Raw genomic sequence first — 22,658 nt, 5'->3', positions numbered from 1 at the left:
GCCACGGGTGCGGCCGCGTCGGGCTCTCACGCATACGCCCCTGAGCATGTAAGAATCCGGACACCAGACGCGAAGCAGCTCTGGACGGCCGGGTTTACCCAGCCGACAACCAAGCCACCTGGCACGCAGACTCGCCGCTATGGATAAAGCGACCGTGATGCAGGTGCTGGAGCTGATGGATGAGGAGATGGTCTTCGAGTGGAGCTACCAGCTGCGCTGCGACCCGCGCCCACAGGCCCAGGAGCTCTACGAGCTGGTGCGTGAGTATCTGGCTCAGTCCTTCATGTAGAAATCGCACGAGTACCCGTCTGCTGCTAGCGGCAACCCTGCTGCCCAGTCGGGCACGGTGGCCATCAGCTCGCAAATCTCGTCCACGGTGGCCGTGGCGGTCTCCACCACGATCTCGTCATGGACGTGCATGACAATCCGATGCCCAGCGCGATCGACCTGGTGCATGCCGAACGTGAGCAGATCTCGGGCGACGGCTTGGACGATGTTCTCGGTGAGTTTCCCACCTTAGGTTTCCAATTGTCCCCATTTGCGACCCGTCGTGATGCTCTCGTGGGTGATGCTGGTGCCACAGAACCTGTTTTCGCCCAGCTTGGGTTTGACGTAGTCCAGGCGACGTCCGGAGGGTAGGCGGATGAACATGATTCTGGACTCCACGGTGAAGGTCAGCGCACCAACACTGGTCGGCTGGCGGGTAGAGATGGCCTCGATGACGGCGGCGTTGATGTCGGCTCACAGCTGCACCACGCTGGGGTTGGCTGCCCGCCACGCATCGACCAGCGGCTGGAGTTCGGATTCAGCGAGCCCCATCCGCAGTGCCTCCATGGCTTTGAGGACACCGACGGCTCCTTGATAGCCGCAGGCGAGCACAGCGATCTTTCCTTTCTGGCGCAGCTCGGCGTTTGCTCCGTCCATGTCGACGGGGACTCCGAATATGCGGCTCACGGTCTCGCAGTACAAATCCTTCCCGTCGCGGAAGGCCTGAAGCGTGGTGGTTTCATCTGCAAGCCAGGCGATGACCCGAGCCTCGATCGCGGAGAAGTCGGCTACCACGAACCGGTGACCGTCGGCGGGGATAAATGCGGTGCGGATGAGCTGCGAGAGGGTGTCGGGCACGGAGTCGTAGAGCAGCTCGACGGCTTCAAAGTCTCCGGCCCGCACCAGGCTTCTGGCCTCACTGAGGTCTGGTAGGTAGTTGCGGGGCAGGTTTTGGACTTGGACGAGGCGGCCAGCGAAACGCCCGGTGCGCCCTGCCCCGTAGAACTGGAGGAACCCGCGTCCGCGCCCATCACGACCTGCCACGTGCTGCATGGCCTCGTACTTCTTCACCGACGACTTCGCGAGCTCACCGCGCAGCAGGAGGACCTCACGCACCTCGCCGGTAGCGGTGTCGAGCGCAGCGGCCACCTCGTTTTTCGTCAGTGACTGCAGGGGCGTGCCGTGAGCGGCGAGCCACTCTTTCAGCTGGATCGGCGAGTTCGGGTTCTCCAGTCCAGTGAGTTCCTGTGCACGGGCCAGCGTGGTGGCGCGATGCTGCCGGTCGCACGCCACCGCGTGATCCACGAGCACCCGGTCGAGCCGGATGCCGGTGTCGTTGACGTTCTGGTCCAGGGCGTAGGTGTCCCACTCGGACGCTGGAAGCGGGAAGTCAGCCAGCCTGTCGTGGATCGCGAGCTCCACCTCGACGTCGCGGCGGTTGTAGGAGATGAACTGCTCCCACCCGTCCGGGTCGGATGCAGGCGGGTTACGCATCCCGCCCAGGTTGAAGACGCTGGGTGTGGCCGGGGTACAGAACTGGCGGATGAGTTTCTTACCTGCACTGTCTTTGCGCACCGGCAGGTCAAGGGCGGTGGCGACCTGCTCCAGGCTCATCGGCAAGCCCAGGTACGCGCTCCAGACCATGGTGCAGTGCCACTGGGCAGGATCCAGAAACCTGCGGCCCGTCATGAATTCTGGGTGGTGGCGGTGGAGCCAGGCCGAGAGGCAGATGCGCTCGAATGCGGCGTTGAACGCCCACTTCACTACGTGCGGGTCGACGAGTGCGGCCAGCACCTTTTCGGGGAGCTGGTGTCCGTTGGCGAGATCGACGACCTCGACCGGGCCGCCGTCGATTGAGTAGCCGAGCAGCAGGAGCTCGAAATCGTCGTGGTCGGCGTAGGGGTACACACCGGATTTCGCCAGGTTCACCGGCGAGAAGGTCTCGATGTCAATGAAGAGTTCACGCATGCGCGACAGCTCCTAGAAAACAATGGGGGGTTATAGGCAGGAATGTGTGTATGGAATGACTGATTTCATGTGCGACGGCTAGGCGTGATGCGGGGTTGAACATGCTCTGGGAGCATGTTCGGTGCAAGTTGCGAGGAATCACCCCCGGTGCGGTGTATGTGGCACCAAGCTGGTCAAGAACGGCACCACCAGCGCGGGGCGCACGAGATGGCGATGCAAAGCATGCGGCGCGTCGACGGTACGCAGCCGCGTAGACGTTACCCGGCGTGCCCAGCTCGACCGTTTCGTCGGGTGGTTGCTGAACCCTTCGCCCCAGTGCAGCCTCGGGGGGACGGGACGCTCGTTTCGTGCATCGACGGCGTGGTGCTGGAACGTCGAGGTACCCCAGCCGACGGTCACCGGCGAGGTCTTGCCGACGGTCATGCTCGACGGCACCTACCTGCAGGGCTGGTGCTTGCTGATCGCGTTCTCCGGCCAGCACGTGCTGGGCTGGCAGTGGTGCGATCGGGAGTCCAAGCCGGCCTGGACCGCACTGCTGGAGCGCCTCCCGGCCCCGGAGATGGTGGTCGTCGATGGTGGCCGCGGGGTAGCGGCCGCGCTGTCGGAATGCTGGCCCACCACCCAGGTGCAACGCTGCTACTTCCACATCTTCCAAACCATCACCCGGCACCTGACAATGAACCCGCGACTCGATGCTGGCAAGCAACTACGCGTGCTGACGAAAGCGTTGATGAAGGTCGAAGACCTTGACCAGGCCAGAGCTTGGATCGTGGAGTACCTGGCCTGGGAAGCCCAGTGGGATCAGTTCCTCAAACACCGCAGCTACCCCGGAACCCACAAGGAACGCCCTGCTTGGCTCGGCGCCCATCAACACTGGTGGTACACCCACCGCGAACTCCGCAAATGCCGTGCCTTGTTCCGCGGCCTTCTCCACCGCAACGAACTGTTCACCTGGCTGACCCTCGGCAATGTCCCACTGCCGAGGACCACCTCACCGCTCGAGGGTGGGCCGAACAAGGCCATCAAGGACCTTCTGCGCGTCCACCGGGGCCTGCCCGAAGACCATGCCCGACGCGGCATCGAATGGCTCCTCAACACCTGGTGCCAGTTCCCCCACGACCCATGGTCACTGGCCCAGCCTCACCAATGGACACCAACCAAGACCACACGGCGCGTCATCGACGAACCCGACGGGCCACAACCCGGCACCGCATTCTCATGGGAAGACGGCAATGGCATCCAGAAGGGCTGGGCAGGCCGCTGGCACCCATGACACGCCGACAGCCATACACACATTTCTGCCGCTGACCCGAGCAGCGCGACCGATGGAATGGGCCGCAAGAACTCAATGACCGCTCCCATTGCCTCGAACAAGAGACGAAAAGACCCCAGCACGAGCCCGAGTGCGATACCAAAGACGGACGCGATGGAGAGCCCGATGAACCAGGCCACCAACGTCGCTCCGACATCTTGGAGGAACGCCAGATCTACAAGGAGCCCGAACACGTCCACGATCACCTTTGACGCTAGCGGAAGCGCGCTGGCCGGAAGCACTCCAGTGATCGAGGCGAGCTCCAGAATAACCAAGGTGACCAGAGCTCCGACGGCGCCCAGAGCTGGTCGCCGAGTTTTGAGTCCGCTCGGCTTGGAACCAACGCCCGGGAGCCGCGCAGCATTCGCAGTGGCGCTCACATTGCCTCCATTGGGTAGCGGGATGGACGGGTCATCAACGAACCGCACCGACGACGCAGGCCAGCACATTCAGCGGTGCATGTACGCGAGTCTTTGGCATCCAGGCCAGCTGGCCATTCCGTGGACCACGTCAACGCGGGTCTTTCCCTGGATCTCCGACTGGAAAAGCAGGCGTTGAAACCACACCGGCCGAGGCCGTGGCAAACTCGTGGGCACGCCACAGCCGTTGGTAGGTGGGGCTGCTGCTCAGGAGTTGTTCGTGGGTGCCCGTTGTTTCCACGCCATGTTCGCTGAGCACGACAATGCATTCGCTGGAGCGAATGGTGTTCAGCCGGTGGGCAATGATCATCACCGTGCGGCCGGCGACTAGCGAGGAGAGGGCTCGCTGGATGCGCACCTCTGTCCGGGGATCAACCGACGCGACGGCCTCATCGAGCAGTAGGACCGGGGCGTCCTTGACAAGGGCACGAGCGATGGAGAGCCGCTGACGCTGGCCACCGGAGAGGTTTCCACCGGCCTCGTCGATCATCGCGTCGAGTCCGCCGGGCATGGCGGCAACGAAATCATGTGCTTGGGCAAGTTCGAGAGCATGCCACAGGTTGTCATCGCTGATGGCTGTCCCCATTGTGAGGTTGTCGCGCACGGTCGCGGGAAACAGGTAGACGTCCTGGTACACGGTTGTCACTTGGGCAGCCAGCCCTGCCGAGGTCAAGTCCCGCACATCGGTGTCACCGAACCGTACCGATCCATCGTCGACGTCCCAGAAACGGACGACGAGGTTGGCGACGGTGGACTTGCCGGAACCCGACGGGCCCACGAGCGCAGTGACGGTGTCGGGTCGAGCAATCATGCTGGCGCCGTCGAGCACCCGGTGACCGTCGCGATAGGAGAAGCCGACATCACGCAATTCCACCGGCACGCCGTTCTCGGCGTGCACGGGAGCTTCGAGGTGGCCCTCAGGTAGCGGCTCGATGTCCCACAGCTCGCCGATGTGCTCGGCGATGCGCCCCTGCAGGTGTCGGTAGCTCGAGAGCTCCAACATTTCCTGGTAGGGCCGGTAGAGACTCAACGAGACCACGAGCATCAGCAGCGCGATTTGCTGGGGCAATCCCCCATCGAGATGCCGCAGGCACACCACCCAGATCAGCGCAGCGAATCCCAACTCCAGCACGGCCGACGCCAGCGATGTGAGCGGGCTGGTACGCACGGCCATGGCGACGCTTCGGCGACGCAGCTCCTCGACGGTGGCGCGATAACGACCCGCTTGGGGCGCGTCGGGATTGGCTCGGATCACAGCGGTGCCCTGCACGAACTCGAGGAGGTCGCCACTGGCGCGCGAACGCACTTGCATCACACGTGCGAGCACATTCTTTTCGACTCGATCGGAGACCCAGAGCAGGACCCCGAACACTGGCACGCCCACGAGTGCAGCCACGGCAAGACGCCAATCGAAGATGAACAGGACCACGGCTGCCAGCAGCGGCTGCAGCAGGCCCACGATGATCTTCGCCGGCAGATTGATGAAGTCGACCAGCGGCAGGTCAGACACGACGAGCGTCGCTGTCCGCCCGACGTCGAGGCGGTCGTATTCACCCAACGGAATGCGACGCAGATGTCCCAGCACCGAGCGACGCAACTGCATCCAGGCCCGATTGGCCTTCGGCCACCAGGTGCTGGCCAGCCCAACGCCGATGAACCATCGCAGCAGAAAGATCCCCAGCAACATCAGGCCATGACGCCACCAGGCCCCCGCGGAGGGCTCACCACCGAGCACATCGAGCAGGGCCAGCACCACGACCACGATGGGTGCGCTGGTGAGCATGCCGTCGGCGATGATGAGCCAGAGCCCACCACGCCACAGGTCGCGGCGTTGGTGGCCGAGCATCGCCAGCCACTGCCGTACCGGATTCATGGAGCCCAGACCATGGACACGAGGCGTCTCACCGAGTTCTCGGTCACGGTTCGCCGACCTGTCGATGTCGGACGCATCGCTCGAGCGCTCGGAACGGTCAGCGTGGATGCCGGTTTCGCCCGCGCCACCGGTCAACTGCCAGCCCTGGGCATCCAGGTAGTCCGACCAGAGTTCGGCATAGTCTGGGCAGTCCTGCATCATCTCGTCGTGGGGGGCGCAATGCACGATGCACCCCTCGGCGAGGTAGGCGATACGGTCATGGCTGGCTATGGTGCCCAGCCGGTGGGCGACCGTGATCATCGTGGCGCTGGCGCGGAGCTCGGCAAGGGCTTCGTTCACAGCCGATTCGCTCTCCGCATCCAGAAAAGCAGTCGCTTCGTCGAGCAGCACGATCTTGGCACCCTTGAGCAGGGCCCGGGCCACCGAGAGCCGCTGACGCTGTCCGCCCGAGAGCTGACCACCACCGGCGGGCAGGACGGTGTGCCAGCCCTCGGGCAGTTCGGCGACGAACTGGCTTACGCGCGCCCGGTCGGCCGCGGCGATCACCTCATCGTCACTGGCCCCGGGGCGAGCCATGCGGATGTTCTCCATGATGGTGTCGGCGAACAGGTAGTCGTCCTGCTGGACGTAGGCGACGCGCCGCATCAGCTCGACCGGGTCGAGATCACGCACGTCGACACCACCAAGGCGCACGGAGCCCTCGGAGACATCGTGGAACCGAGCCAGCAGGCCGAGCAGCGTCGACTTGCCGCCCCCAGAGGGGCCGACGATTGCCAACGAGGTGTTCTCCGGGATGTCCAGGTTCACATCGGAGAGCACATCGGGCTCATCGTCGTCGTACCGGAACCACACATTGCGCAACTCCAGAGCGAACCCCTCCGGCTCATGGGCTTCGTTCGGCACCGGCAGATCGGGTTCGTCAAGGATCTCGGCGATGTTCTTCAACCCGGCCTCGACCTGATACTGCAGGACCGCGAGGCTGATCAGCAGACCCATAAGTGGTTGCGCGAAGCCAGTACCCACCAGCAGGAAGAACACCAGCGTCGCCGGGCTGATGATGCCCTGCGCGGTACACCACAATCCGACGGGCAGGATGAGTAGAACCGGACTCGACGACAGCGCCGTGCTGGCCACAGCCTGCCACTTGCCCCGGGCCTCCTTCCGGTTCTCGATATCTGCGGTCGCCGCTATAGCGGCATCGGTGGCACCGTGGCCGGCCCGCCCCGCCAGGAAGCCGCGCAGGACGCGCATTCCGCGCAAATACGAAATGACGCTGGTGTTGAGGTCGGCTTTGATCGTCGATTCCTGCTCGGCGAACCCAGCAGAACGGTTGACTCCCCAAACGATCAGCGCAACAGCCAGCACGACCACGAGAACAGCCGCCACACCGACCTGCCAGCCCATGATGAACATGACGATGATGCTTGCCACCGGCACCGCGATCGCCGCGGCGATGTCGGGGATGGCATGCGACAGGCCGAGCTCCAGTTGTTCCACATCGTCCTGCAGAACCTTCTTGAGGTGACCAGCGCTTCGAGCGCGAACGCGGCCCAGCGGCATGCGGGCCAACCGCTCGGCCAGCGCGACGCGGAGATCAGCGAGGATCCGGTAGGCGGCGTTGTGCGACACAGCATTGGCCAGTGCCTTGAACACCACCTTGGCGATGACCGCCAGCGCTGCCCAGACCGCGAGCGTGATCAACGCGAAACGATCCGGTTCGTCGCTCAGGAAGAGTTCGGTCGCCACGAGGTGGACGATCAGATACGGCGCCAGCCCCAGCAATGCTCCGACGATGGCCAGGATCGCACTGGCGATCAGGGCACCCTTGCGTCGGCCAATCGTGTGGGCGATGCGCTGCTGCCCGCTTGCTTGCACGTGATCAGGCATGGGACTCCGCTTCGTTCTCCGGGCTGGACGGACATAACTTTAGGTTTGCCTTACTTAACCACATCGCCTAGGGTTGTCGCAACTGCCCGATCCGGCGTAGCGCTTGCCCGACAGGAGACCAGTCGATGGCCGACAACACTGCCCTGCAGGATCCCGCGGGATCCTCCCGCACGAGATCACAAACCATGGCTCGCGGCTCACGACTCGCACTGATCGCGAGTCTCTACAGCACGCAGAACCTGTCACTCGCAGCGTTCAACTACACCTTCCTGATCGCAGCGCAGAACGCGGGTGTCTCCCTCGAACTCATCGGCGCCGCCACCGGCGTCGCGATGATCCTTGTGCTGAAATTCGTCTGGGCGCCGTTGGTCGACCGAGTCGGGTCACGCAGCCTGGGGCACTACCGCGGGTGGATCATCGCGTGTCAATCGGCCCTGACGATCGGCGCCCTGGCACTCGCAGCCCTCGACCCGGGCCGACACTTCGCGTCGATCATGATTGTCTTCGCGTTGATCTTCCTGTTCGCCGGCACACAGGATGTCGCCACGGATGCCGCCACAACCCGGCTGCTAGACCCACAGGATCGCGGCATCGGCAACGGAATCCAATCGGCAGGGGCCTCCTTCGCACAGATTGTCGGCGGCGGCCTGCTGCTGCTGATCTCGGGCAGCGTGAGTTGGAGCGCCGCCATGGTGACGTTGGCCGTCTTCAGTGGCCTGCCGCTGATCCTTGTTGCGCGGTGGCGTGAATCGGAGACCACCGAAGTGTCCTGGGTTTAGTTCCGATCATTTCTAGAGAAGGATTGGAATCATGCCAAGGAAGTACAGTGACGAGTTCAAGGCCAAGGCAGTGCGTTTGGCTGAGGACCTCGTTGAGCTCGAAGAGTGCTCGAAATGGGGTGCAGCCGTAGAGATCGGTGAAAAGCTCGGCATTCCAGCGCACACGCTCAACGACTGGTTGAAGCCGAATATGGCCTCGTCCGATGTTGAGATTGGCGCCGGCGAGTCAATGGCTGACGAATTGAAGCGGCTCCGGAAAGAGATTAAGGAGCTACGCAGGGCTAATGAGATCTTGAAAACCGCGTCAGCTTTTTTCGCGGCGGAACTCGACCGTCCCACCAGAAGATGATCGAATACATCGATGCGTATCGCGATCGCTTCGGGGTCGAGGCTATCTGTCGCACATTGAAAGAGACAGAATGTGGGTTCATCACCTCTCGTGGCTACCGAGCAGCGAAAACACGAGCGCCGTCGGCGAGGAGTTTGTCGGATGCGCTGCTCATTCCTGAATTGGTGAGGGTCTACGAGGACAACTTCAGCGTCTACGGGGTCCGCAAGATGTGGAAGGCTATGCAGCGCGCCGGCTGGAACATCGGTCGTGATCAGACCGCGCGTTTGATGAAGCAAGCTGGCATTTACGGCCGCAGGCGTGGCCGCACACCGATGACAACGCTTCGGGCCAACGTGCCGGATGGCTGCCCTGACCTGGTCAACCGTGACTTCACTGCCCCCGCACCGCACCGGTTGTGGGTCGCTGACATCACCTATGTGCGCACCTTGTCTGGTTTTGCCTACACCGCGTTTATCACCGATGTGTACTCCAGGAAGATCGTCGGTGTGGCGACTCGGGCGAGCATGCGTACCGATGAACTTCCGCTGGAGGCCTTTGAGCACGCCCTGTACCACGCTGATGATCTTCGCTCAGAACGGCTAGTCCACCACAGTGACCGCGGCTCGCAATATGCGTCGATCCGTTACGGTGAAGCGCTCGCCTTGGCGGGTATCGATCCATCTGTCGGCACCGTTGGCGACTCCTATGACAACGCGTTGGCTGAAACGGTCAACGGGTTCGACAAAACAGAGCTGATTTATCCCCACCGGCCGTGGACATCGGTCGGTGAAGTCGAGATCGCCACTCTTCGCTGGGTGCACTGGTGGAACAACCAGCGACTTCATCAATCCCTGGGATATATCACTCCACAGGAGATGGAGGACGCCTACTATCAACGATCAGGCGCTCAAACGTTGGGCGTTAAATAAGCGGAACGAAAACCAGGACGCTTCAGTTCGGTACGCCCATTTCGCGCAAGTAACGCTCCGAGTAGCCAATGAACCGAATCCGTTATCAGACTCACTGTCTTGGGGACTAGCTCCCAACCATGTTCCTTGAACATATAGAGCTCGAGGCCACCCGTAATGTAGGGTGCCGAAGAACCGAGGGAGCTTCACGAATTTGATTCTTTCGGATTCTCCAAGGAAATATCTTAGCTACGCATAGTTTTCTGAGCCTCTAGGAGTGCATCCCGAAGTTCTTTATCGCATGCGTAAACGAACAGACCGTGTACACCGCGCGTCATCAGTACATAAAGCTGGTTCCACAGGAGCGTATCTGACAGAACCTCCTTACCGGAGCCATCGCTCATCGTCCGCATATTGGTTGCAGCCCTAAAGAAACTCTCGTCCGGCGAGATTTCAATCTGTCCATCGCGGAGCTTCACTGACGGGCCGATAATGACGCCCACGTAGTTTAGGTCGAAGCCTTGAATCGTATAAACTGAACCAACCTCGCCAATAGTTTGAGGTTGTTCTGCCCAGGCCAGCTTTTCCGCCTAGTCGCAGCGTCAATGGTGATTTCCCTGTTCCAGGGCATAAAGAAGTCACCGATAGAAACTCCCCAAGAACCGCCATTATCAGGTTTTTTAGCAGCGTTATATGGCCAGTCATAAGTCGCCACTATTCTGCTTAAGCCACGATCTGTGTTGGAGGCTTTCCTGTTGACTGCGTTTCGCATAGCTTCGACATCTGCAAAGAATTCAACGTGATAGCCCTTGGAATCCTGATGATTCGTATCTAGCTTCAGACCATCAATCTTCCGTTCTTCGAAGAAAGTCTCAAACCATTTAAGAGTGCTTTGGGAAGCAGACATCCGCATCTGATTCTTTAAGAGAATCTGTGAACGCTTCTCCTCAGGCACAAGTTCTTGGGGTTCCTTCTCCCACCACTGGTTTGCCTGCAAAACCTGCCTGGCGTCGTAAACAGCAACGGTAACTTTTGCCCGTTTGATGATGTCTAACAGTTGGTTTTCGCCTCGGTAACTCTGTTTGCCTTGTGTCCACAACAAGTGCGCCTCGTCGATCAGCGCCAAATCAACCTTCTCACCGAGTGGAGTCTGGTTGATGAACTTAGTCGGCTTCAAGACCCGTTCGTTGCTCTTCGAGTGGAGTCCCAGCTTTTCAGCGATCTGGGTGTAGACATTCACCTGTTCGTCGTGATTGACGATCAGGTAGGCATCCAGCTGATGCTCGCCACCGTCTTTCGTGGTTACAGGGTTTTGCATGATGTCGTAAAACAGGCTGCTCAGAAGCACCGTCTTGCCGGCACCAGCCTCGCCCTCAACCATGACAAGATTGCCTTGCGAGTCTGCATGGACCTTTTCGTAGAGGACTTCCATGATCTCGCGCTTTGCCTTAACTTGCTCCTCGGTCAAGCTGTGGAAAGGGGAGGCTTTATACAGTGCGGAATCGTAGATTTTCTCCAGCTCTGGAAACAGATTCGAATCAATGGTTTGGAGCTGTTCCCAGATTTCGTGAAATACCTCGTTGAATCGCTCTTTGGTGTAGTAATCTAGCTGGTCGTTGCTACGCCGGTTCTCGAGCTTCTTTACCGCATCTACACTTGAGAGCATCAGCATTAGACGATTTTCGACGTCCAGTGTCAACGACTTATTAAATAGCTCATGGCCGAGCACAATTAGGTTGCTGTTCTTAGAATTCTTGAGCTTCGTCCAGTCTATATCGTCTTTTCGTGTATTCTTCAGATGCGAGATTGTGCGTTGCACAATATCAGTGGTCTCGCCCACGTAAGCGGTGTACTGCTTAGTATTGCTGCTTTTCTCGTCTCTGATGACATAAACGACCGGAAAATTGTAAAGAAGATCTTCGTCGGTTTTGATGTCTTGATCTCTGTAGGCGCCCACACGGTCATTCTCTTCGCGAAAGTCCTTTAGCTCCTGTACCCCGGCTTCGCTGAAAGAAAACTATTTTGGTGGTCGCTCTAGTGTCAGATTGATTACGCAATTCGTTGCTCTTTTGGATGAGGTCGTCTCGATAATCCTGTCGAAGTCTTCCCTAACCCCGCACAACCTTCACGGTCACGCCGCCGAAGATTGACAGCCCGCGGACCTGCAGCAGGGGAGCGTCCGCCGGCAAGCTGCCCGGGTGGATCGCGCCGTTCTCCACCACCAGCTCGTTGCCGCCGAAGATGCCCAGGCCACCCATATCAACGCGCACGCCCTCCGGCACCAGCACATCCGCGCCACCAAAGCAGCTATTCAGCCACAGCGTGGTCACCGGACCGCTGAACCGGCAATCCCGCAGGTCGAAGTCCGAACCTCCGAAGATATTGAAGTTCCAGTGAGCCTTCGGTACCTGCCATGCCGCCTTCGTTACTCCGCCGAATATCGCCAGGCTGAAACCTGTCTCGGAGCCCCCGCCAGTCACCAGTGAACGCGACCGCGCAAGTACCATTTCGCGGTGGCGTTGGGCGTCCGAAGCCTGGTGAGTAGCCCACTCCACATCACTCGGCGCGCGGTGCGCAACCGCAGTGCCCGCGCCAGGTCCAAAGAGCAACCCCGCAGGCTCGTCCACCAGATCGTCGAGCAAGTCCACCAACTCGCTACGCTGGGTTGCAGCATGCGCCTGGCCCGACCTTTCGTCGAACTCCGTGAGGGTCAATTGCCCATCGGCCATCGCCCTGGACAGCGCGTCTACGGCGGCGGATCGTTCCTGGTCGGTGCAGCGCTTGTCCTTGTACTCGCTCATGGTCTTACCCTACTAAAGGAGTCCCCCATTCTCTCTCCATATCGCGTAAACCTGGACTGGCTCTGGGGCACCCCGCCCGGCAATGACGGCACGCCCGCCACCGTTCGCGCCGCGCTTTTTGGTGATGACGCCCACACTTCAGCCGAAGCCTGGCTCCGTACCCTCTCTGCGGATGAGAACGGCCGGCGGGGCGAGGGAGGCTGGGGCGCCGAGCTGGTCAACCCCGACGACACGAATAGCCCGGCGCTGGTGGACATCACCTCCGCCGGTGAGGACGTGGCCGACGGAATCGAGGACGGCACACAGAACCTCTACGAGTTTCTTGCCGAACGTGCCACCCGCGCCAGCGAGCTGACCGTGGAGTGGCGCGAACTGCCCCGTACCTAGCGCATCCGACCCGCCGCTACTTGTCGTCGTTCTCCAGCGGGCCGAGCTCCGCGACCAAGACCTCCTGAGCGACCTTCATCGCCGACAGGGCAGCGGGCGCGCCACAGTAGCCGGAGGCGTGAATGATCGCCTCCGTGATCTCCGTGCGTGTCAGGCCGTTCTCTAGCGCACCGCGGACGTGCCCGCGCAGCTCCTCAGTCGCGCGCAGCGCCACCAGCATGCCGATGTTCAGCAGGCTGCGGTCGCGGCGAGCCAGCCCGTCGCGGGTCCATACGGAACCCCACACGGTCTCGGTGACGTGCTTCTGCAGCGCCTCGCCATCCGAACCGGCATTGCGCTCCAGGGCGGCATCCACGAATGCGTCGCCCATTACTTCCCGGCGGACCTGAATGCCCGCGTCGTAGCGCTTGTCGTCGGTGGCCGGATTCTGGCTTGCGGGGTTTTCGCTGGTCATGATTGTGATTCTCCTAAGGGGCTGTGCGGTATTGTGTCTCTAAAAATTTTTTCGCTACTTCCGCAGCAAGTTCTCCAGCTGGCGGGCGGATTCCTTCAAGTCCGCACCGAACTTCTCTGCCGGGTGCTCGCCCATGCGGGCCACGGGGCCAGAGATGGAAAGGCAGGCGATCACGGTGCGGTTCTGCGTGTCCGCCCCGTAGACCGGCACGGAGGCCGAAGCTAGGGAAGGGTCGCGCTCGGCGGAGGATTCCGCGATCCCCTCGGCGGCGATCTTCTCCAAGTCCTCGCGCGTGTACGCGGCATCCGGCAGGACCTGGTTCTGGAACGCCTCCGGTGCATAGGCAACCAGCAGCTTGGCCGCGGAGCCCGCGGTCAACGTCATCCGGTGGCCCACCGGCACCGTATCCCGCAGGCCGGTAGCAGGTTCAGCATTGGCGATGCACACGCGCTCCATCCCGGAGAGGCGATATAGCTGCACGGACTCACCCGTCTTTGCCATGAGGTCAGGCAGGATGAACTCTGCGGCGTCCTCAAGACGAGAAGAGGTAGACGGCGCCATCTCGGACAGGGCGGGTCCAGTGACCCACGCACCGTCCACCCCGCGCTCGATCAACCTGTGCTTCTCTAGCGCGACGGCGATACGGTGCGCCGTGGCGCGTGGCAAGCCGGTGATGGCGCACAGATCGGATAGGTTGCGGGGTTCTGCTGCGATGACCGTTAGAATGAAGATCGCACGGTCCAAAACTTGAATGCCGCTTGTTGCGGGAATTTCCGTATTGTGTCCCATGATTTGATACTATACATTCCATCCAGTGGAACTGTATAGCGGACACAGAGGAGAGACCGTGACGAATCAACCCCTAACCCTCGCGGAAAAAGTCTGGCGCGACCACGTTGTTGCAGCCGGAGAAAACGGCGGCCCCGACCTGCTGTACATTGACCTGCACCTGGTGCACGAGGTTACCTCGCCCCAGGCATTCGACGGCCTGCGCCAGGCCGGTCGCAAGGTTCGCCGTCCGGACCTGACCATTGCCACCGAGGATCACAACGTCCCCACCATTGGCGTGAAGACCGGCGACCTGCAGGAAATCCAGGAGCCCACCAGCCGCCTGCAAGTATCCACCCTGCGCGACAACGCTAAAGAGTTCGGCATTCGCCTGCACTCCATGGGCGACATCGAACAGGGCATCGTCCACACCGTCGGCCCCCAGCTGGGCCTGACCCAGCCCGGCATGACCGTCGTCTGCGGCGACTCGCACACCTCCACCCACGGCGCCTTCGGCTCCATCGCCATGGGTATTGGCACCAGCGAGGTCGAGCACGTACTGGCCACCCAGACCCTGCCGCTGAAGCCCTTCAGGACCATGGCCATCGAAGTCTCCGGCGAACTGCAGCCGGGCGTGACCTCCAAGGATCTGATCCTGGCCATCATCGCCAAGATCGGCACCGGCGGCGGCCAGGGGCACATCATCGAATACCGGGGCGAGGCAATCGAGAAGCTGTCCATGGAAGCCCGCATGACCATGTGCAACATGTCCATCGAGGCCGGCGCCCGCGCGGGCATGATCGCCCCCGACCAGACCACCTTCGACTACCTCGAAGGCCGCCCGCACGCGCCGAAGGGTGAGGACTGGGACGCAGCCGTGGAGTACTGGAAGTCCCTGCGCACCGACGACGACGCGCAGTTCGATACCGTCGTCCACATCGACGGCTCCGCGCTGACCCCCTTCGTCACCTGGGGCACCAACCCCGGCCAGGGCCTGCCGCTGGCAGAATCCATCCCGCAGCTGGAGGACTTCACCAACGACAACGACCGCCTCGCCGCCGAGCGCGCCATGGAGTACATGGACCTCAAGCCAGGCACCCCGCTGCGCGACATCAAGATCGACACGGTCTTCCTCGGCTCCTGCACCAACTCTCGCATCGAGGACCTGCGCGCCGCCGCGGAGGTCGTCAAGGGCCGCTCTGTTGCCGACGGTACGCGCATGATCGTTGTTCCTTCCTCCACGCGGGTGAAGATGCAAGCGGAAGAAGAGGGGCTCGATCAAATCTTTATTGACGCCGGGGCGGAGTGGCGCACCGCAGGTTGTTCCATGTGCCTAGGCATGAACCCGGACCAGCTTGCCCCGGGCGAGCGTTCGGCCTCCACCTCCAACCGAAACTTCGAAGGCCGCCAGGGTAAGGGTGGGCGCACGCACCTGGTCTCCCCGCCAGTTGCCGCCGCCACCGCCGTGACGGGCCACCTTGCAGGCCCGGCGGATCTGTAAAACAGACCGCTAGATACCCGCACAAGACCCGCCCAAAAATTTTTTCGAGCCTCCCCGCCAGCGAACTAAATAGCAGGTGGGGGAGCAGAAAGCAGAAGAGAACACCATGGAAAAGTTCAACACCCACACTGGCGTGGCGGCACCGCTGAACCGCTCTAACGTCGACACCGACCAGATCATCCCCGCCGTCTACCTGAAGCGCGTGACCCGCACCGGCTTCGAAGACGGCCTGTTCGCCGGCTGGCGCAAGGACCCGGAGTTCATCCTGAACCAGGAGCCCTACAAGAACGCCTCCGTGCTGGTGGCCGGCCCGGACTTCGGCACCGGCTCCTCCCGCGAGCACGCCGTCTGGGCGCTGATGGATTACGGCTTCCGCGTGGTTCTATCCTCCCGCTTCGCGGACATCTTCCGCGGCAACTCGGGCAAGGCCGGCCTGCTGGCCGCCCAGATGGAACAAAGCGACATCGAGCTGATCTGGAAGCTGTTGGAACAGGAGCCGGGCGCGGAAATCACCGTGAACCTGGAAGACCGCACGGTCACCTTGGGCACCCACACCTTCGGCTTCGACGTAGACGACTACACCCGCTGGCGCCTGATGGAGGGCCTGGACGACATCGGCCTGACCCTGCGTAACGAAGAGGCCATCCAGGCCTTCGAATCCCAGCGCGCCAGCTTCAAGCCGCGCACGATTCCCGCCAGCTAGCGCTTACTTAACGGACAGCGGGCTGGCCAGGTAATCCAGCCCCAGCAGCTTGTCGCCGGCGAAGTGCAGCACCCAGGTGCTGGACTTCTTCACGCGCATATCCTCAATCTCCACGTCGTGCTCGCCCGCAACGCGGGCCAGCACACCCGGGATCACCGTGCCCTGGGCAACAACCATGGACACAGGCGCGGCCGTGGCGGCGTGGAACGCATCCACCGCTGCATCCGAATCGGCAGCCCACCCGGCATCGCCCAAGTTGGCGTCAAAAGTAACTTCCAACCCTAAGTCCTGAGCAATCGGCGCGGCCGTGTGCTCGCAACGCACCGGCACGGCCGAAGAAATCGTCTCCGGGCGGTACCCCGACAGCTCAGAGACCAGCAGCTCCGCCTGGCGGCGGCCCTTCTTGCTCAGCGGGCGCAGGTCATCGTCGCCGGCCCACCCTTCGCGGGCGTGCGCCTTCGCGTGGCGAACGTACAGCACGCGGCGGTCACACCCCAGCTTCAGCACACCCATGGCGGCATCCACGACCTTCAGGTCGGCCTCGTAGCTCAGCAGCTCCTTGGCCTCCTCCGGGGAAACCCAGCGCAGCTCATCGGACTCCTCATTCGGCTCGAACTCACCAGACAAGTGCTGGGCAGTCCAGTAATAAACCACCTTCGTGCGCGAACCAACTGGGTAGTGGACATAGCCCAAAACCCAGCCCAGGCGCACGCTGAAGCCGGTCTCCTCCCAGATCTCGCGCATGGCGGTTCCGGGAAGATTCTCGCCCGGATCGACTTTGCCCTTCGGCAGCGACCAGTCGTCGTAACGGGGACGGTGGATGATCGCGATCTCCACGTCCGTGGACTCGGGGGAGTTAGGGGTGGAGGCGGCGGCGTCCGAAGAAAAACGCCAAATAACCGCACCCGCGGCGAAAGTCGGACGGGCGAACTCCTCGCTGGGACGGGATCCGATGCGGGTCACGTGCCCCTGATCGTGCCGCGACATGGCCAGGGACGTAGAAAGATCGCCAGTTCCTGTGTGAGTGATCACTTTTAAAGGGATCCCTTTCGATAGACTATTGCCGACAATCGTATAACGAACCCAAAAGTTATACCGAACTCAGGCAGACAAGAAAGCGTACAAAAGTAAGCGCAGTGCAAGCGGGAAGGCGACAAGCAGATGGTGCAAGTAGCAGTGATGGGCGCGGGCTCCTGGGGCACGACGGTTGCCAAGGTTTTTGCTGACGCCGGTAACGAGGTCCGCCTCTGGGCGCGCCGCACCGAAGTCGCCGAGGACGTGCGCGACAACCACCGAAACAGCGCCTACCTGGGGGACATCGAACTACCGGCCGCGATGACCGGCACAACCGACCCCGCCGAGGCACTGAACGGCGCAGAGATCGTGGTGCTGGGAGTGCCGTCGCAGTCGCTGCGCGAAAACCTGCAGAACTGGAAGGACCTCATCGGCCCGGACGCCTCCCTGGTGAGCCTGGCCAAGGGCATCGAACACTCCAGCGGCCTGCGGATGAGCCAGCTGATCTCCGAAGTGGCGGACGTGCCCAGCGAGCGCGTGGCCGTGCTGACCGGCCCGAACCTGGCGCGCGAAGTGGCCCAGGGCCAACCCGCCGCGACCGTGGTGGCCTGCACCGACATGGACCGCGCGAAGCTGATCCAGGCGGCCGTGGCCGCGCCGTACTTCCGCCCGTACACCAACACGGACGTCATCGGCTGCGAAATCGCTGGCACCTGCAAGAACGTCATCGCGCTGGCGGCGGGCATCGCCGCGGGCATGGGATTCGGCGACAACACCGCCGCCACCGTCATCACCCGCGGCCTGGCGGAAACCACCCGCCTGGCCCTGGAAGTCGGCGCCGACGCACGCACCCTCAGCGGCCTGGCGGGCATGGGAGACCTCGTTGCTACTTGTACATCTACGCTGTCGCGCAACCGCCGCTTCGGGGAGCACCTGGGCAAGGGAGAAACCCTGGAACAGGCCGCCGCGTCCACCAAGGGACAAGTCGCCGAGGGCGTGGTCAGCAGCCAATCCGTCTCCGAACTGGCGGAGAAGGTCGGCGTGGAAATGCCCATCACCGACGCAGTCGTGGGAGTCTGCCACGAAGGCGCGGACGTGCAGCAGGTAATGATGGGACTGCTTGGACGCAGCAAGAAGGCCGAGTAGACCTAAGCAGACTGGCAGTTCGGTTGAAGGGGCGGGGCGGTGGGGATGTGGCGTCATAAAAACGGCTAAGGTAAAAAGCCGTGAGTAACGAAGCCAAGAAGCACGCACGCACCACCGTCGCCGTCCTGTACGGCGGCCAGTCGACTGAGCACTCCGTATCCTGCATCAGCGCAGGTGCGGTGATCGACCACCTGGACCCGGAGATCTACGAGGTGGTTCCCGTGGGGATCACCGAAGCCGGCGCATGGGTGCCCGGGACGACCGACACCTCGCAGCTGCGCGCCGACGGGCGGGACATGCCGCGCGTGGAAGACGGGGGCGTGCACGTGCAGCTGACGTTCGGCGGGGCTGGTACGGCCGGCTCTGCGGGCTCTGGTGCGGCGGGCGAGATGCGCTACGTGACCGGGCCGCAGGCAGGCGAAGTCTTTGCGCAGGTGGACGTTGTTTTCCCGGTGCTGCACGGCATGAACGGCGAGGACGGCACCGTGCAGGGCGTGCTGGATCTGGCTGGCGTGCGGTACGTCGGCAACGGCGTGCTGGCCTCGGCGGCGGGCATGGACAAGGACTTCACCAAGCGGCTGGCGCGCGAGGCTGGCATTCTGGTGGGCGAGGAGCTGATCCTGATCCAGCCCCGCGAGCTGACTGCCGAGGAGAAGGAGCGGCTGGGGCTGCCCGTGTTCGTGAAGCCCGCGCGCGGCGGATCCAGCATCGGCATCTCCAAGGTGGACACCTGGGAGGAGTTCGACACCGCTGTTGACGTGGCCTTTTCCCACGACAACAAGGTGATCGTGGAGGCCATGATCCACGGCGCCGAGGTCGAGTGCGGTGTGCTGCAGCACGCGGACGGCTCGATCGTGTCTTCTGTTCCGGCGATGCTGAACGGCACTGAGGATGGTGCCGAAGGATTCTATGGTTTTGACGCCAAGTATGTCGACTCGACCGTCTCCGCCACCATTCCGGCGCCGCTACCTGCGGAGACTTTGAAGGAGATCCGCCAACTGGCCATTCGCACATTCAACGCGCTGGGGTGCGACGGCATCGCGCGCGTGGACTTCTTTGCCACGGAGAACGGGCCCGTGCTGAACGAGATCAACACGATGCCTGGGTTTACGCCGATCTCGATGTATCCGAAGATGTTCGCCGCTGACGGCGTGAGCTTCGGCGACCTGGTCAGCGCGCTGATTGCCCGCGCCCTGGCTTAGCTGGCACTTTTGGCATGGTGCACGTGAGGCTCCTGTGGCAGGTGGGGTGTGCCCGCTACTGCTGGGCAGCGGCGGGCTGCTTCTCAGTCTTCTTGAGGGAATCGGACATTGCGCTGGTCACGGAAGAGATAACCTCCTCGCCGGCGGACTGCGGCATCGCCAGACCCACAATCTGCTCCCGGCCAAGGGCGTACCAGTGGCCCATGGTCGACCCGCGCGACAGCGAGGGGTCAGAGAACCACGGAACGTCATCTACCTGCGTCAGGTTGGCCCCCGGCTCATAGGATTCAGGCATCTCCAGGCCACAGCGAATGACCACCGGCTCGTGTCCGTCAGCCAGGTAGGTCGCCGAGCCGCTGGGCGCTTTGTCGAACACCGACTCGTCCACGCCCTCGGGTAGCGCATCTGCGTTTTTCAGCTTGGAGCTGCCGGCAGAAATGTGAACCAGTCGCCAGTCACCCAGCGAATCCGGCAGAGTTTCCAGGAACTTGCGGCACACCGGGGACTCGGTCGCACCACCGGATGTGCCTGCCTCACCGGAACCGTCAGTCTTGCCGGAACCTCCGGAGCCGCCGGCCACCGTAGCCTTGGACAGTGGGTAGGGGGCGGGTTTTGCTGGAGAGTCGGCGTCATAAAGAGAAGACAGAGCAGAACCAACCCCCTCGAGCGCGCTGCCCACGTCGGAAGAAGCCGTCACCGCGACCGCAGGAGAACCCCCGACCGCGTACCAAGTCTGCATGTCAGAGCCCGGTGTAGCATCGGAAACGGCGGTCCAGCGCGCATCACCAGAAGTAAACACCGGCGACAGCACCGTGTACTGATCCGGCACATTCACCCCGCAGCGCACAGACAACTCCGCACCCGAAGAATCACGAAAAGCCGCAACCCCATCCGGCGCCGGGTCGCGAACCTCCACGGAACGGAAACGATCCAAGTCCCGCGGCAGCGCCGCCACGAAATCGGCGCACACCTGCGACGATGCCTCCGGAGCATCCACCGGCCCCAGAGCCACCGGCGCGTAAACCTTCTTATCCATCGTGATTTTCGCCGCCACGATCACCACAACAATCAGCAGAATGGCCAGCACTGTCGACAACACCAGCAGATACCGCGGGGCGGACACGGGGGAAGTGGATTCGTCACTCATAGCGCATTATCTTAATTAGACTTGTCGCGGTACCCCAAGCATCACTCGACCGAAAGGCTGCATGCGCACTTCACTGACCGTCGCCGAGGCAGGGGAGGCCGCCACCATCGCGGCGATCCGCCAGGCCGCACCGAGTTCTCTTAATGGCGATGACGCCGCAGTGTTGGAACCCACAGGCACCAATTCACGGCACGTGTGCTCGACGGACATCCTCGTTCAGGACCGTCACTTCACCTTCGACTACTCGACTCCGTGGGAGGTTGGGGTGAAGGCAGTGACGCAGAACTTCGCGGACATTCAGGCGATGGGAGCACGCCCCACCGCGATCCTGATGGCGATCGCCACGCCGGGGGATTTGCCGCTGCAGACGGTGGCGGATATTGCGCGCGGCATTGACGAGGGAGCTTCCCCGTGGGCGGCGGAGCTAGTCGGCGGGGACGTTGTGACCAGCAAGGACTTGGTCATCTCCATCACCGCCTTGGGCGAGATCTCCGGGCCTGCTGCAGCGCTGACTTTGGACGGCGCGGGCGTGGGGCAGAGGGTCATCGCCAGCGGACCGATCGGCTATAGCGCGGCGGGCCTTGCGATCCTCCGCCACTATGGTTCGCGCAAGGCGATCCCGGCGAATGATCCGATCCTCAACGAGCTGGTGGATTGGCACTGCGCACCACGCCTGGAGCCGGGCCGCGGTTCCGTCGCCCGCGCTACTGGTGCGAGCGCCATGACGGATAACTCCGATGGGCTGATCGTGGACCTGTGCGCCATCGCGGAGCGCTCCGGGGTGTGCCTGGACCTGGACGGGGCGGCTCTGGCGCCCGACGAGAAGCTGCGGCATGCCGCGCAGATGACGGGCAAGAATCCACTGGAATGGATCTACACCGGCGGCGAGGACCATACTCTTCTGGGAACTACGGACGCCCGCATGCCCAGTGGCTACCGCCGCATCGGGACTGTGCGCAGCCTCTCGGATGAGGGAGACTATGTGCTGGTCGACGGCGGGCGCCCGCCGTTTACATCCGGCTGGCAGTCGGTGTAGTTGAAACGGCACAGCAAGGCGAGGGAGAAGGCGTGAATTCTGTACGGGAGCAGGCGCACCAGCTGATCGAGCGGATTCACCCGGCGTGGTATCTGCCGGGGCTGCAGTCGGTGCTGGAGGGCGCTCTGGCTGAGGGGCAGCACCTGCGGGCGGGCCAGCAGGAGCAGATTCTGCCTGCCCCGGAAAGAATTTTGCGCGCCTTTGAGGCCGACCCCACCCAGGTGAAAGTGCTAATCGTCGGGCAGGACCCTTACCCGACCCCTGGGCACTCGGTGGGGCTGGCGTTCTCCGCGGAGCTTCCCCAAGGCGAACCGCTGCCGAAGTCGCTGAAGAATATCTACACCGAGTACGCAGATGACCTCGGCCTACCGGCCCCCACCAGCGGGGATCTTTCGCCCTGGTCCGAACGGGGTGTGCTGTTGCTTAACCGCGTGCTCACCGTCCAGGCGGGGAATGCCGGTAGCCACCGTGGCCGCGGCTGGGAGGCCATCACCGAGGCCGCCGTCCGCCAAGTCGCCGCCAACCCGCACTTCGCCGCGATCCTGTGGGGCAAGCAGGCCCAGCAGCTGGCACCGCTCATCGGCGCGGAGCGCTGCGTGATGTCCCCACACCCCTCGCCGCTGTCCGCTTATCGTGGATTCTTCGGTTCGCACCCTTTCAGCAGGGCAAACGCGATCCTGGAGGCATCGGGTGGCGCGCGCGTCGACTGGTGCCTGTAGCCCAGCCCGTATCCCCCTAACGCGCCACGATCCCGC

At 62.6% G+C, this 22,658-nt stretch carries 22 protein-coding genes; 11 read left to right on the top strand and 11 right to left on the bottom strand.

Annotation, left to right across the window (positions count from 1 at the left end):
• The first annotated feature begins 139 nt into the window (after nucleotides 1–139).
• Nucleotides 140–289: a hypothetical protein gene (locus MHX63_RS01800; RefSeq protein WP_239386984.1), complete on the top strand. Its 150-nt coding sequence runs from the start codon at nucleotides 140–142 to the stop codon at nucleotides 287–289.
• Here the strand turns inward: MHX63_RS01800 and MHX63_RS01795 are convergent.
• The 3 genes from MHX63_RS01795 to MHX63_RS01790 form a co-directional block, all read right to left on the bottom strand.
• Nucleotides 274–456 carry a hypothetical protein gene (locus tag MHX63_RS01795; RefSeq protein ID WP_239386983.1) on the bottom strand — a complete coding sequence of 61 codons (183 nt, stop codon included), beginning with the start codon at nucleotides 454–456 and terminating at the stop codon, nucleotides 274–276. The two genes, MHX63_RS01800 and MHX63_RS01795, sit on opposite strands and share 16 nt — an antisense overlap.
• Nucleotides 457–516: 60 nt before the next feature.
• The gene (locus MHX63_RS10385; RefSeq protein ID WP_255710136.1) at nucleotides 517–651 is read right to left on the bottom strand and encodes a hypothetical protein; all 135 of its coding nucleotides are present in this window, start codon (nucleotides 649–651) and stop codon (nucleotides 517–519) included.
• 90 nt (nucleotides 652–741) lie between these two features.
• Nucleotides 742–2,235: a DNA polymerase gene (locus tag MHX63_RS01790; RefSeq protein WP_239386982.1), complete on the bottom strand. Its 1,494-nt coding sequence runs from the start codon at nucleotides 2,233–2,235 to the stop codon at nucleotides 742–744.
• A gap of 121 nt (nucleotides 2,236–2,356) precedes the next feature.
• Here MHX63_RS01790 and MHX63_RS01785 point away from each other — a divergent pair, with 121 nt between their 5' ends.
• Nucleotides 2,357–3,508 (top strand): IS1249 family transposase, encoded by a 1,152-nt coding sequence (locus MHX63_RS01785; RefSeq protein WP_204099129.1) that lies wholly within the window; start codon nucleotides 2,357–2,359, stop codon nucleotides 3,506–3,508.
• 549 nt (nucleotides 3,509–4,057) lie between these two features.
• Here the strand turns inward: MHX63_RS01785 and MHX63_RS01780 are convergent.
• The gene (locus tag MHX63_RS01780) at nucleotides 4,058–7,726 is read right to left on the bottom strand and encodes an ABC transporter ATP-binding protein (protein WP_239386981.1); all 3,669 of its coding nucleotides are present in this window, start codon (nucleotides 7,724–7,726) and stop codon (nucleotides 4,058–4,060) included.
• A 125-nt stretch (nucleotides 7,727–7,851) separates the two neighbouring features.
• Between MHX63_RS01780 and MHX63_RS01775 the strand changes: the two genes are divergently transcribed.
• On the top strand, nucleotides 7,852–8,505 hold the full coding sequence (locus tag MHX63_RS01775) for an MFS transporter (RefSeq protein ID WP_239386980.1): 654 nt from the start codon (nucleotides 7,852–7,854) through the stop codon (nucleotides 8,503–8,505).
• 31 nt (nucleotides 8,506–8,536) lie between these two features.
• Nucleotides 8,537–9,765 (top strand): IS3 family transposase gene (locus tag MHX63_RS01770; protein ID WP_239386979.1). Its coding sequence is split into 2 segments (ribosomal slippage): nucleotides 8,537–8,813 and nucleotides 8,813–9,765, totalling 1,230 coding nucleotides; the frame shifts between segments, so codons are not numbered across the junction.
• 224 nt (nucleotides 9,766–9,989) lie between these two features.
• Here the strand turns inward: MHX63_RS01770 and MHX63_RS10380 are convergent.
• The 3 genes from MHX63_RS10380 to MHX63_RS01760 all read right to left on the bottom strand — a co-directional run bounded on the left by MHX63_RS10380 (nucleotide 9,990) and on the right by MHX63_RS01760 (nucleotide 12,473).
• Complete coding sequence (locus tag MHX63_RS10380) at nucleotides 9,990–10,271, bottom strand: DNA/RNA helicase domain-containing protein (RefSeq protein ID WP_370643983.1); 282 nt, start codon at nucleotides 10,269–10,271, stop codon at nucleotides 9,990–9,992.
• Entirely contained in the window at nucleotides 10,253–11,701 is a 1,449-nt protein-coding gene (locus MHX63_RS10460) for a DNA/RNA helicase domain-containing protein (protein ID WP_370643958.1), read from the bottom strand. Before MHX63_RS10460 ends, MHX63_RS10380 begins: the two co-directional genes overlap by 19 nt.
• A 151-nt stretch (nucleotides 11,702–11,852) precedes the next feature.
• Nucleotides 11,853–12,473, bottom strand: coding sequence for a DUF1707 domain-containing protein (locus MHX63_RS01760; RefSeq protein WP_239386978.1), 621 nt, complete (start codon nucleotides 12,471–12,473; stop codon nucleotides 11,853–11,855).
• Between MHX63_RS01760 and MHX63_RS01755 the strand changes: the two genes are divergently transcribed.
• Entirely contained in the window at nucleotides 12,459–12,932 is a 474-nt protein-coding gene (locus MHX63_RS01755; protein WP_239386977.1) for a hypothetical protein, read from the top strand. The genes MHX63_RS01760 and MHX63_RS01755 overlap by 15 nt on opposite strands.
• Before the next feature lie 16 nt (nucleotides 12,933–12,948).
• Here MHX63_RS01755 and MHX63_RS01750 read toward each other — a convergent pair whose 3' ends face one another.
• Nucleotides 12,949–13,386, bottom strand: a complete 438-nt coding sequence (locus tag MHX63_RS01750) for a carboxymuconolactone decarboxylase family protein (protein WP_239386976.1) — start codon at nucleotides 13,384–13,386, stop codon at nucleotides 12,949–12,951.
• A 54-nt stretch (nucleotides 13,387–13,440) separates the two neighbouring features.
• Nucleotides 13,441–14,175: an IclR family transcriptional regulator gene (locus tag MHX63_RS01745; protein WP_239386975.1), complete on the bottom strand. Its 735-nt coding sequence runs from the start codon at nucleotides 14,173–14,175 to the stop codon at nucleotides 13,441–13,443.
• Between the two features lie 58 nt (nucleotides 14,176–14,233).
• Between MHX63_RS01745 and leuC the strand changes: the two genes are divergently transcribed.
• Together leuC and leuD are read left to right on the top strand one after the other, a co-directional pair.
• Entirely contained in the window at nucleotides 14,234–15,655 is a 1,422-nt protein-coding gene (gene leuC, locus MHX63_RS01740; RefSeq protein WP_239386974.1) for a 3-isopropylmalate dehydratase large subunit, read from the top strand.
• 106 nt (nucleotides 15,656–15,761) lie between these two features.
• Nucleotides 15,762–16,358, top strand: coding sequence for a 3-isopropylmalate dehydratase small subunit (gene leuD, locus MHX63_RS01735; protein ID WP_239387149.1), 597 nt, complete (start codon nucleotides 15,762–15,764; stop codon nucleotides 16,356–16,358).
• A 3-nt stretch (nucleotides 16,359–16,361) separates the two neighbouring features.
• Here leuD and MHX63_RS01730 read toward each other — a convergent pair whose 3' ends face one another.
• Entirely contained in the window at nucleotides 16,362–17,345 is a 984-nt protein-coding gene (locus tag MHX63_RS01730; protein ID WP_255710199.1) for a bifunctional NUDIX hydrolase/histidine phosphatase family protein, read from the bottom strand.
• 174 nt (nucleotides 17,346–17,519) lie between these two features.
• On the opposite strand from MHX63_RS01730, the gene MHX63_RS01725 reads away from it, so the two are divergent.
• Nucleotides 17,520–18,518 carry an NAD(P)H-dependent glycerol-3-phosphate dehydrogenase gene (locus tag MHX63_RS01725; protein ID WP_239386972.1) on the top strand — a complete coding sequence of 333 codons (999 nt, stop codon included), beginning with the start codon at nucleotides 17,520–17,522 and terminating at the stop codon, nucleotides 18,516–18,518.
• 80 nt (nucleotides 18,519–18,598) lie between these two features.
• Nucleotides 18,599–19,720, top strand: a complete 1,122-nt coding sequence (locus MHX63_RS01720; protein ID WP_239386971.1) for a D-alanine--D-alanine ligase family protein — start codon at nucleotides 18,599–18,601, stop codon at nucleotides 19,718–19,720.
• Nucleotides 19,721–19,775: 55 nt separating this feature from the next.
• Here the strand turns inward: MHX63_RS01720 and MHX63_RS01715 are convergent, their stop codons facing one another.
• A complete protein-coding gene (locus MHX63_RS01715; protein WP_239386970.1) occupies nucleotides 19,776–20,867 on the bottom strand; it encodes a DUF3515 domain-containing protein in 1,092 nt (363 codons plus the stop codon).
• A 61-nt stretch (nucleotides 20,868–20,928) separates the two neighbouring features.
• Between MHX63_RS01715 and MHX63_RS01710 the strand changes: the two genes are divergently transcribed.
• Together MHX63_RS01710 and MHX63_RS01705 are read left to right on the top strand one after the other, a co-directional pair.
• A complete protein-coding gene (locus MHX63_RS01710) occupies nucleotides 20,929–21,903 on the top strand; it encodes a thiamine-phosphate kinase (protein ID WP_239386969.1) in 975 nt (324 codons plus the stop codon).
• 32 nt (nucleotides 21,904–21,935) lie between these two features.
• Nucleotides 21,936–22,622: a uracil-DNA glycosylase gene (locus MHX63_RS01705; protein ID WP_239386968.1), complete on the top strand. Its 687-nt coding sequence runs from the start codon at nucleotides 21,936–21,938 to the stop codon at nucleotides 22,620–22,622.
• Nucleotides 22,623–22,658: the final 36 nt, after the last annotated feature.

Source organism: Corynebacterium sp. ACRQK (genome assembly GCF_022345965.1).
In the GTDB taxonomy this organism is placed as follows: Bacteria; Actinomycetota; Actinomycetes; order Mycobacteriales; family Mycobacteriaceae; genus Corynebacterium.
The sequence above is the reverse complement of the archived record's forward strand: the minus strand, read 5'-3'. Positions and strand labels throughout refer to the sequence as shown.

Bases quoted from the DNA above. Each gene is read 5' to 3' on its own strand.
- MHX63_RS01730 (WP_255710199.1), bottom strand. From the start codon at position 17,345: ATGTCGCGGCACGATCAGGGGCACGTGACCCGCATCGGATCCCGTCCC.
- MHX63_RS01750 (WP_239386976.1), bottom strand. From the start codon at position 13,386: ATGACCAGCGAAAACCCCGCAAGCCAGAATCCGGCCACCGACGACAAG.
- MHX63_RS01745 (WP_239386975.1), bottom strand. From the start codon at position 14,175: ATGGGACACAATACGGAAATTCCCGCAACAAGCGGCATTCAAGTTTTG.
- MHX63_RS01780 (WP_239386981.1), bottom strand. From the start codon at position 7,726: ATGCCTGATCACGTGCAAGCAAGCGGGCAGCAGCGCATCGCCCACACG.
- MHX63_RS01710 (WP_239386969.1), top strand. From the start codon at position 20,929: ATGCGCACTTCACTGACCGTCGCCGAGGCAGGGGAGGCCGCCACCATC.
- MHX63_RS01795 (WP_239386983.1), bottom strand. From the start codon at position 456: ATGCACCAGGTCGATCGCGCTGGGCATCGGATTGTCATGCACGTCCAT.
- MHX63_RS10385 (WP_255710136.1), bottom strand. From the start codon at position 651: ATGTTCATCCGCCTACCCTCCGGACGTCGCCTGGACTACGTCAAACCC.
- MHX63_RS01725 (WP_239386972.1), top strand. From the start codon at position 17,520: ATGGTGCAAGTAGCAGTGATGGGCGCGGGCTCCTGGGGCACGACGGTT.
- MHX63_RS01715 (WP_239386970.1), bottom strand. From the start codon at position 20,867: ATGAGTGACGAATCCACTTCCCCCGTGTCCGCCCCGCGGTATCTGCTG.
- MHX63_RS01800 (WP_239386984.1), top strand. From the start codon at position 140: ATGGATAAAGCGACCGTGATGCAGGTGCTGGAGCTGATGGATGAGGAG.
- MHX63_RS01775 (WP_239386980.1), top strand. From the start codon at position 7,852: ATGGCCGACAACACTGCCCTGCAGGATCCCGCGGGATCCTCCCGCACG.
- MHX63_RS01760 (WP_239386978.1), bottom strand. From the start codon at position 12,473: ATGGCCGATGGGCAATTGACCCTCACGGAGTTCGACGAAAGGTCGGGC.
- MHX63_RS01790 (WP_239386982.1), bottom strand. From the start codon at position 2,235: ATGCGTGAACTCTTCATTGACATCGAGACCTTCTCGCCGGTGAACCTG.
- leuD (WP_239387149.1), top strand. From the start codon at position 15,762: ATGGAAAAGTTCAACACCCACACTGGCGTGGCGGCACCGCTGAACCGC.